The sequence below is a fragment of the Xanthomonas sp. SHU 199 genome, from assembly GCF_000364665.1.
GTDB lineage: Bacteria > Pseudomonadota > Gammaproteobacteria > Xanthomonadales > Xanthomonadaceae > Xanthomonas_A > Xanthomonas_A sontii.
This window is the reverse complement of sequence record NZ_AQOI01000589.1, coordinates 1-9,361: the sequence shown is the minus strand read 5'-3', so window position 1 is coordinate 9,361 and position 9,361 is coordinate 1. Positions and strand designations below refer to the sequence as shown.

Annotated in this window: 9 protein-coding genes; 2 read left to right on the top strand and 7 right to left on the bottom strand. The window is 70.0% G+C overall.

Translation table 11 applies throughout. The features are described 5' to 3' along the window. Positions 1-336: 336 nt before the first annotated feature. The 4 genes from D183_RS0117400 to D183_RS0117385 form a co-directional block, all read right to left on the bottom strand. Positions 337-1,674 carry a sigma-54-dependent transcriptional regulator gene (locus D183_RS0117400; protein ID WP_017910128.1) on the bottom strand — a complete coding sequence of 446 codons (1,338 nt, stop codon included), beginning with the start codon at positions 1,672-1,674 and terminating at the stop codon, positions 337-339. Next, complete coding sequence (locus tag D183_RS0117395) at positions 1,659-3,095, bottom strand: sensor histidine kinase (protein ID WP_026144589.1); 1,437 nt, start codon at positions 3,093-3,095, stop codon at positions 1,659-1,661. The genes D183_RS0117400 and D183_RS0117395 overlap by 16 nt, the downstream gene beginning before the upstream one ends. Before the next feature lie 75 nt (positions 3,096-3,170). After that, positions 3,171-4,880, bottom strand: a complete 1,710-nt coding sequence (gene poxB, locus D183_RS0117390; protein WP_026144588.1) for a ubiquinone-dependent pyruvate dehydrogenase — start codon at positions 4,878-4,880, stop codon at positions 3,171-3,173. Between the two features lie 128 nt (positions 4,881-5,008). After that, entirely contained in the window at positions 5,009-5,323 is a 315-nt protein-coding gene (locus D183_RS0117385) for a hypothetical protein (protein ID WP_017910125.1), read from the bottom strand. Positions 5,324-5,517: 194 nt separating this feature from the next. On the opposite strand from D183_RS0117385, the gene D183_RS0117380 reads away from it, so the two are divergent. Next, on the top strand, positions 5,518-5,745 hold the full coding sequence (locus D183_RS0117380) for a hypothetical protein (protein ID WP_017910124.1): 228 nt from the start codon (positions 5,518-5,520) through the stop codon (positions 5,743-5,745). A gap of 79 nt (positions 5,746-5,824) precedes the next feature. Here D183_RS0117380 and D183_RS0117375 read toward each other — a convergent pair whose 3' ends face one another. From D183_RS0117375 to D183_RS0117365, 3 genes are all read right to left on the bottom strand, one after another. Beyond that, positions 5,825-6,256, bottom strand: coding sequence for a low affinity iron permease family protein (locus D183_RS0117375; protein WP_017910123.1), 432 nt, complete (start codon positions 6,254-6,256; stop codon positions 5,825-5,827). Between the two features lie 165 nt (positions 6,257-6,421). Then, entirely contained in the window at positions 6,422-7,546 is a 1,125-nt protein-coding gene (locus D183_RS0117370) for a fatty acid desaturase family protein (RefSeq protein WP_017910122.1), read from the bottom strand. An 11-nt stretch (positions 7,547-7,557) separates the two neighbouring features. Then, positions 7,558-8,634, bottom strand: coding sequence for a ferredoxin reductase (locus tag D183_RS0117365; RefSeq protein ID WP_017910121.1), 1,077 nt, complete (start codon positions 8,632-8,634; stop codon positions 7,558-7,560). Between the two features lie 93 nt (positions 8,635-8,727). Here D183_RS0117365 and fabR point away from each other — a divergent pair. Further along, positions 8,728-9,361, top strand: a 634-nt coding sequence (gene fabR, locus D183_RS0117360; RefSeq protein WP_017910120.1) for an HTH-type transcriptional repressor FabR, incomplete at its 3' end; no start/stop codon positions are given.

Here is a 9,361-nt window from a genome sequence, read left to right as displayed (position 1 = left end):
CAGCGGCGGCGGTGGCCAGCACCAGGGACAGAGCGAGTGCGCTACGACGGATCATGGGAGTTCCTCCTGAGCGGCAAGGGGGCGCCGCTCGCAGGAGAAATAATGCAGAGGCCGTGCCAACTTTTAAGTCATTGATTTTTAAATTAATTTTGTGCTGACATGGCATCGGCGGTGTCCCCCTTCCATCCACACCTGTCCGCTTTGCGGACAGGTGTGGATGGAAGGGGATTAGGGATTGGGGATTCGTAAAAGCGGGTGCCGCGGCCTGATGTCAGGCGCTTTCACGAATCCCCAATCCCTAATCCCCAATCCCGGCGGCGCGCGCCAGCGCGCCGCCTACAACCCGTACTCGTCGAGCTTGCGGTACAGGAGCTGGCGATGGATGCCGAGCCGGCGCGCGGCCTCGGCGCGGTTGCCGTGGGCCTGGGTCAGCGCCGCCTGGATCATCTGCCGTTCCAGTTGCGCGATCGCCTGCGGCAGGGTCAGCGCGTCGGTATCGAGCGTCGTGGGCGTCTCGGCGGGCTGGGCCAGCAGTTCGTCCAGGTCGTGCGCCTCGACCACCGGCGCGCGCACCAGCACCTGGCAGCGCTGCATGGCGTTGCGCAACTCGCGCACATTGCCCGGCCAGGGATAGGCGCGCAGGCGCGCCTGCGCTGCCGTCGATAGGGTCTGCGGGGCGCTGGCACCGGCGGCGAGGAAATGCTGGGCGAGCAGCAGGATGTCGTCGCCACGCTCGCGCAACGGCGGCAGTTCGATCGGCACCACGTTGAGCCGGTAGCGCAGGTCGCTGCGGAAGCGCCCGGCGTCCACCGCCTGCAGCAGGTCGCGATGGGTGGCGGCGATCACCCGCACATCCACCTTCTGCGCGCCGCGCCCGCCCAGCGGCGAGACCTCGCCTTCCTGCAGGAAACGCAGCAGCTTGGCCTGCATCGGCAAGGGCATGTCGCCGATCTCGTCGAGGAACAGGGTGCCGCCGTCGGCGTCGCGGATCAGGCCGTTGCGGTCGCTCACCGCGCCGGAGAACGCGCCCTTGCGGTAGCCGAACAGCTCGCTCTCCATCAGCTCGGCGGGAATCGCCGCGCAATTGATCGCCACGAACGGCTGCGCGGCACGCGCGCTGGCACGGTGCAGCGCGCGCGCCGCCAGTTCCTTGCCGGTGCCGGTTTCGCCGGTGATCAGCACCGGCAGGTCGGACGCGGCGGCCAGGCCGATGCGCTTGTGCACGGTGCGCATCGCCGCGCTGTGGCCGAGCAGCGCGTCGTCTTCCTCGGCCGGCATCGCCGCTGCGGCGTCCGGCGCGGCGTCGCCGCGGCTGCGCAGGGCGCGCTCGACCACCTCGGCGATATCGGCGCGGCCCACCGGCTTGACCAGGTGATCGAAGGCGCCGAGCTTCATCGCCTCGATGGTGTTGCCGCTGGAGGCATGCGCGGTGAGCATCACCAGCGGCACGCGCATGGCCAGCGCGTCGTCCTGGCGCGCACGCATCAGTGCGATGCCGTCCATGCCGGGCATGCGGAAATCGACGAAGGCCAGGTCGAGGCCGCCCTCGCCCAGGCGCGCCAGGCCCTCGCGCGGATCGGCCACGGCCACCACCTCGTGGCCGAACGAGCGCAGCGTGGCCTGCAGGGTGCTGAGGAAGGCCAGGTCGTCGTCGATGATCAGGATGCGCGCCATGGCAGCTCCAGGCTGAACTCGGTGATGCCGTCGCGATGCGTGTAGTGCGCCTCGCCGCCATGGGCGCGGGCGATCTCGCGCACCAGCGCCAGACCCAGGCCATTGCCGTCGCTGCGGCCGCTGGCGAACGGTTCGAACAGATGCGCGGCCACCGGCGCCGGCACCGGCTCGCCCTGGTTGCGCACGCGCAGGTGCAGCAGGTCGTTCTCGGCCTGCGCCGCCAGCGTAACCTCGGTGCCGGGCGCGGCGTGCTGCAGCGCATTGCGCAGCAGGTTGTGCAGGGCGCGCGCGGCCTGCTGCGGATCCAGCATCCATTGCTCTGGCGCCGCTTGCAGGCGCAGCGCGATCGGCGGCGTCTGCCCGTCCCAGTCGGCCGGGTCCAGCAGCGCCTGCAGCCACGGTTGCAGCGCCACCGTCTGCCGGTGCAGGCGGATCGGCTGGACCATGCCGAGCAGGCTTTCCACCACGCCGTCCAGGCGCTGGATCTGCGCCAGCATCAGTTGCGCCTGGGCGTCGTCGGCGCCGTCCGCGTGCGCGGCGATCTGGTTTTCCAGCGCCAGGCGCAAGGTCGCGATCGGGTTGCGGATTTCGTGCGCCACGGTTGCGGTCATGCGCCCCAGCGCGGCCAGGCGTTCGTGCCGCGACAGCTCCTCGCCGAGCCGGCGGGTCTCGGCCAGCGCCTGCGCGTTGCGCTGCGCATAGTCGGTGACCGCGGCGCCGAGCCGGTCCAGCTCCGGCGCGCCGGTCTTGGGGATCTGCGGCACCTCGGCCGGCGTCGCCAGGGCCTGCTGGATGCCCTGCAGGCGCTGGCTCCAGCGCCGCACCACCCAGCCCAGCGCCAGCGCCGAGACCACCACCAGCGCCAGGATCAGCGCCATCCCCAGCGCCAGCGGCAGACTGGCGGCGGCGTCGCTGGAGGCCACGCGGGTCATGGCCCAGGCCGCGGCATTGCGGTCCAGCGGGCAGGCCGCGATCAGCAGGCTCTCGCGCTGCCCGTCGCGGCGGTAGTCGACCGTGTGCTGCGCCTCCACCCCGCGCTGCACGGTGGACACGATGACGTTGCGCTCGGCCGAGGGCACGTCGGTCTTGTGCTCGGTCCCGTCGTAGGTCGGATAGGCATAGGCGACGAAGCCGCGCTGGCGGTCCCAGAAGCCGCCTTCCACGCCGGCGGCATCGGCCAGCACCAGCTGCGACACCACCGCCGCCAGGCCGGTGCCGTCGCTGCCGTGGGCAGCGGCGCTGGCGCCGTTGTAGCGCTGCACCATGCGCGTGCACACCTCGCGCAACCCGGTCTGCGCGCGTTCGCTGCGCACGCCCTCGCTGTGCCGGTACAGCCCGACCAGCACCACCGCCATGCCCACGCAGGCGGCGACGATGACGATCCAGATCAGCAGCAATTGCCGCAACAGCGAACGGGGCATGGACGTCCTTGGGCGCAACGGAAGAGGCGGGGCGAACCGCGGCGATCGTAACCGCGCCGCGGTGCCTGCGGCGACTCAGCGCAGGTTGGTCTTGACCAGTTCCAGCACCTCGTCGCCGCGTCCGCTCATCACCGCGCGCAGCAGGTACAGGCCCATGCCCTTGGCCTGTTCCAGCTTGACCGCCGGCGGGATCGCCAGTTCCTGGCTGGCCACGCGCACGTCCACCAGCGCCGGGCCGGGATGCGCGAACGCCTCGCGCAGGGCCGGCTCCAGTTGCGCCGACTCGTCCACGCGCAGACCCAGGATGCCCATGGCGTTGCTCATCGCCGCGAAGTCCGGATTGCTCAGGTCGGTGCCGGTGTCCAGATAGCCGGCCGACTTCATTTCCATCGCCACGAAGCCCAGCGAGCCGTTGTTGTAGACCACCACCTTCACCGGCAGGCCGAGCTGGGCCAGGGTGATGAAGTCGCCCATCAGCATGGTGAAACCGCCATCGCCGGACAGCGAGATCACCTGCCGGCGTGGGAACTGCGCCTGCGCGCCCAACGCCTGCGGCATCGCATTGGCCATCGAGCCGTGGTTGAACGAGCCGAGCAGGCGGCGCTGGCCGTTCATGGTCAGGTAGCGCGCCGCCCACACCGTCGGCGTGCCGACGTCGCAGGTGAAGATCGCATCGGCGTCGGCGAGCGCATCGACCATGCGCGTGACGAACTGCGGATGCAACGGCTCGCCGGGGGCCGAGGCCACGGCCAGGTCGTCCAGGCCCTCGCGCGCCTTGCGGTAGTGAGCCAGCGACTTCTCCAGGAAGCCGCGGTCCTCGCGACGCTGCAGGCGCGGCAGCAGCGCGGCGATGGTCTCGCGCACGTCGGCGGCGATGCCCAGTTGCAGCGGCGTGCGCCGCCCCAGCGCGGCCGGGTCGTTGTCGACCTGCACGATGGTGGCGTCCTTGGGATAGAACTGCCGGTACGGGAAATCGGTGCCGAGCATCAGCAGCGTGTCGCAGTTGAGCATGGCCTGGTAGCCGGAACTGAAGCCGATCAGGCCGGTCATGCCGACGTCGAACGGGTTGTCCCACTCCACATGTTCCTTGCCGCGCAGCGCATGCACGATCGGCGCGCCGAGCGCGTCGGCCAGCGCCACCACCTCGTCGTGCGCGCCGGCACAGCCGCTGCCGCACAGCAAGGTGGTGGCCTTGCTCGCCTGCAGCAGATCGGCCAGCTTCGCCACGTCGGCGTCGGCCGGCAGGATGCGCGGGGTGGCCAGCGCCGGCCACGTCGTCGGCGTGCCCTTGGGCATTTCCTGCAGGGCGACGTCGCCGGGAATCACCACCACCGCCACGCCGCGGCGCAGGATCGCCGTGCGCATCGCCCGCTGCAGCACTTCCGGCATCTGCGCTGGGTTGGTCACCAGTTCGACGTAGTGGCTGCACTCGCGAAACAGTTCCTGCGGGTGGGTTTCCTGGAAATAGCTCAGGCCGATCTCCGAGGACGGGATGTGCGCGGCGATCGCCAGCACCGGCTGATGACTGCGGTGGCAATCGAACAGGCCGTTGATCAGATGCAGGTTGCCCGGCCCGCAACTGCCGGCGCACACCGCCAGCTTGCCGCTGACCGCGGCTTCGGCGCCGGCGGCGAAGGCGGCCACTTCCTCGTGACGCACGTGCATCCACTCGATGCTGTCCATCTGCCGCAGCGCGTCGGTCAGGCCGTTGAGGCTGTCGCCGGTCACGCCCCAGATCCGCTCCACGCCCGCGCTGTGCAGGGTTTCGGCGAGCAGGCGAGCCATGGTCTGCTTGGACATACGTGCTGATCTCCGGGTGGGGAGCGGCATGGTCGCACCGCGCGCGTTACCGACGCGTGGCGCAGCAGATGCACGCCCGTGCCTGCCGCCCCCATGTTCAGCGCACGGTGCGGCTAGTCTTCGCCGCGTGCAGCGGCAGCATCGTGTGCCGCATCGCCATCGTCCTCGTGATAGCGGCCGGGCGTGGCGGCCCTGCCGTGTGCGCCGCCGGCATGCGCGCCGGTGGCGCCATAGGTGCCGGCCTGGCCGAGGTTGGGCTGGCTGCGCCCGCTGCGGTCATCGCCGTGGTCCTGCGGTGTCCGAGCGTGCGGCGACGGCATGGGCTGCGACGGCACGCCGCTGTCGGCGGACACATCGCCCTGCGTGCCGCGGTAGGCGGCCTGGCGGACATCGTGCGTGCCGGTGGGAGGTGAAGTGCGCTGCGCCATGACGATCTCCTGCAGAAGCGTGTGAGCGGATCACGCTAGGCCGGCGCACGTTAGCCGGCATGCAAGTTGCGATGAAGGCCGCGCGAGCGGCGACTGCGATGCCGACCGGCGCCACGCCGCACGCACGTGACCTGCACGCCTGCGCCACCTGCACTGGCCGACGCTGGCCGTTCCTTCCGCACTGGAGCCCTGCGATGTCCGGTCTACTCTGGAAACTTGCGCTAGCCGGCACGGCTTACGCCGCCATCCGCGCCTATCGCCGCAACACCCACACCACCATGGCCGACGCGGCCTCGTCCATGCCACCAGCCGAACTGGATGACGGTCGGGCCACGCCGCCGCACGGCGACACCCTACAGGGCGCCGAGCGCGCGTCGACAACTGCGACCACAGACGATCCGGACGGCGCCGTGCCGGCCTGATCCCTGCAACGCGCAGCGGCGTGTCGCGCGCTCACCGCCGACACGCTGCTTCCACCGTCCGCAGGGCGCGGGCGTCAGCTCAACCTTTGGGGCGATCGTGGGTCTCGCGGCCATCGCCGTGGCGCGCATTGCGCGCACGCAGTTCCTCGCTGGCCTTGCGCGCCAGTTCCTCGTATTGCTTGCGGATCTCTTCCAGCCGCTTCTCGTCCAGCTCTTCCAGATCCAGCAGCTCGTTGTTGGCCTTGGCGCTGACCCGGATCAGCTCGTCAAGCTTGATCTGCATCGCCGCGGTGTCGGCGTTCTGGGTGTGCTGGATCAGGAACACCATCAGGAAAGTGATGATGGTGGTGCCGGTGTTGATGACCAGTTGCCAGGTGTCGTTGAAGCCGAACACCGGGCCGCTGAGGCCCCACACCAGCACAATGCATAGCGCGATGCAGAAGGTCCAGGGCGTGCCGGCGGCATACGACGCCTTCTTGGCGACGACGTTGAACAGCTTGGCAGGTTTCATCGCAGGCCCTCGCTCGACGGGAGACGCCTGCACTGCCGCCGGCGTCTGCAGGCGGCTAAGGATGATCGACAGCCTCCCGTGAGCGAGGCGTGCATATCGCGCCAGCGCCGGACCAATGAAAAAGGCGGGGTCGCCCCCGCCTTTTGCTTGACCTGGGCGCGACGCTCAGCCGGCCTGTTGCGTCGCCGGCTGCAGCGCCCGTACCGGGCGCGGCCGGCTCGGGAAGGCGTGGCGCAGGATCCGCCACACGACCTGACCGAACTGCCGCGGCAGCGAGCCGGTGTTGTAGTGCTGGCCGTAGCGCGCGCAGATCTCGCGCACCTGCACAGCCAGCGCCGCATAGCGGTTGGCCGGCACGTCCGGGAAGAAGTGATGCTCGATCTGATGGCTGAGGTTGCCCGACAGCACGTTCAGCAGCTTGCCGCCGGCCAGGTTGGAGGAACCGCGCAGTTGCCGCAGGTACCAATGGCCGCGCGACTCGTTCTTGATCGACTCCTTGGGGAAGGTCTCGGCGTCGGCGGTGAAGTGGCCGCAGAAGATGATCACGAAGGTCCAGATGCTGCGCAGCACGTTGGCGGCCAGGTTGCCCAGCAGCACCGGCAGGAAGAACGGGCCGGCCAGCGCCGGAAACAGGATGTAGTCCTTGAAGATCTGCCGGCCCATCTTGCGCCCGACCGGCAGGAACGTCCGCTTCAATTCGCCGCGCTTCATCTTGCCGGCCAGCCAACGGCCCAGGCGCAGGTCCTGAATCGCCACGCCCCATTCGAACAGCAGCGCGAACACCACCGCGATGAACGGCTGCGCCAGGTAGAACGGGCGCCAGCGCTGCTCGGGGAAGATGCGCAGCAGGCCATAGCCGATGTCGTCGTCCATGCCGCGCACGTTGGTGTAGGTGTGGTGCTTGAAGTTGTGCGTCTTGCGCCAGTTGTCGCCGGTGGCGACGATGTCCCACTCGTAGGTGTTGCCGTTCAGGTGCGCATCGCCCATCCAGTCGTACTGGCCATGCATCACGTTGTGGCCGAGCTCCATGTTCTCCAGGATCTTGGACAGGGTCAGCAGCAGCACGCCGGCGATCCACGCCGGCACCAGCACGCTGTGCACGAAGGCGCCGAGGAACAGCAGCGCGCGGCCGGCCACGCCGGTGTAGCGCACCGCGGCGACGATGCGGCGGATGTAGCGCGCATCGCGCGCGCCCAGGTCGGCCAGGGTGCGCATGCGCAACGCGTCCAGTTCATCGCCGAAGGCCTGCAGTTCGGCCGGGGTGAGTGCGCGGTTGCGGGGAGCCGCCATGGGGAAGTCCTTCAGAGGTCCAGGGTCAGGTCGCTGCTGGCGCTGTTGACGCACAGCTTCAGCGAACCGGGTTCGGCGGCGTGCGCGCCGCTGAGCAGATCACGGGTGACGCCGGCCTGCTTGCCGCAGGCGCAGCTGTTGCAGATGCCCATGCGGCAGCCGTGCTTGGGCCGCAGGCCCTCCGCTTCCAGTGCGGTCAGCAGCGACTGGCCGCGCGGCAGCTGCAGCACGCGGCCGCTGCGCGCCAGGGTCACCGCCACGGTGCCCTGCTCGACATCGGCCGGGGCCGGCGGCGCGCTGAATGCCTCGGCCTGGAAACGCGCCACGCGGTGCTGCAGGCGCGCACGCGCGGCCTGCACGAAGCCGCCTGGGCCGCAGGCCAGCACCTGTGCCTGCTCCAGGCTGCCCAGGGCGTCCAGCGGCAGCGTGTCCACGCGCGGAGCCGGGGCGTCGCCCTCGCCGGTGATGGCCAGGTGCAGGCGGAAGCGCGGATGCGCCGCGGCCAGCGCCTGCAGTTCGTCGCGGAAGCAGACCTGGTCGTGGCGCCGCGCCCAGTACAGCAGGTCGACATCGGCCGGCATGCCGGCATCGGCCAGTTGCCGCAGCAGCGCGCGCATCGGGGTGATGCCGCTGCCGGCGGCCAGCAGCAGCCAGCGGCCGTGCGGCGCGGTCGGCAGCACCATCTCGCCATAGGCCTGGCCGAGTTCGAACACCTCGCCGATGCGCGCGGCGCCGGCCAGGTACTGGCTGACCCGGCCGCCGTCGACGGTCTTGACCGTGATCGCCAGGCGCCCGCCCGGCAACGGCGTGGGACTGTAGCTGCGCAGCAGCCGGCGGCCATCGATCTCCACGCCCAGTTCCACGTGCTGGCCGGCACGCAGGCCGCGCCAGTGGCGGTTGGGCTGCAGCACCAGGGTCACCGCATCGCTGCTGGCGGCCTCGCGCTGCACCAGCCGGGCACGTGGGCGCTGCCAGGTCCACAACGGATGCAGCCGGGTGGACCAGAAATCGAACACGTCCGGCTTGACCCAGGCGCGCAGGGCGCGGGCGGCGGGGCGGGGCTTGGCGGGACGGCGGGCAGCGTTCATGGGGTCCACTATACAGATGAAGATACAGATGTCTATACAGTTGTGCATTCAGCAATGGCGTTATCATCCCCCATTGCCTGGCCCGGTCTGCCCATGACGACGCTCTCCCCTCCCCCGTCCGCGGACACGCCGAACGCCCGCAAGGGCGCGATCTCGCGCGAGGACCTGCTGGCCGCCGCGCTCAAACTGATCGGGCCGCACCGCAGCGTGTCCACACTGAGCCTGCGCGAGGTGACCCGCGAGGCCGGCATCGCCCCCAACAGCTTCTACCGCCAGTTCCGCGACATGGACGAGCTGGCGGTGGCGCTGATCGACCTGGCCGGCAGCTCGCTGCGCACCATCATCGGCCAGGCGCGGCAGCGTGCCGCCGGCAATCGCCGCAGCATCATCCTCAGTTCCGTTGAGACTTTCATGGAACAGTTGCGCGCCGACGACAAGCTGCTGCACGTCCTGTTACGCGAGGGCACGGTCGGCTCGGACGCGTTCAAGCATGCGGTGGATCGCGAGCTGAACTATTTCGAGGACGAACTGCGGGTGGACCTGATCCGCCTGGCCGCGCTGGAGGGCGCGCCGCTGCACGAGCCAGCGCTGGTCTCCAAGGCGATCACCCGGCTGGTGTTCGCGATGGGCGCCACCGCGATGGACCTGCCGCCGGAGAAGGATCCGGAGCTGATCCGGCAGATCACCGCGATGCTGCGCATGATCATCGTCGGCGCGCGCACGCTCG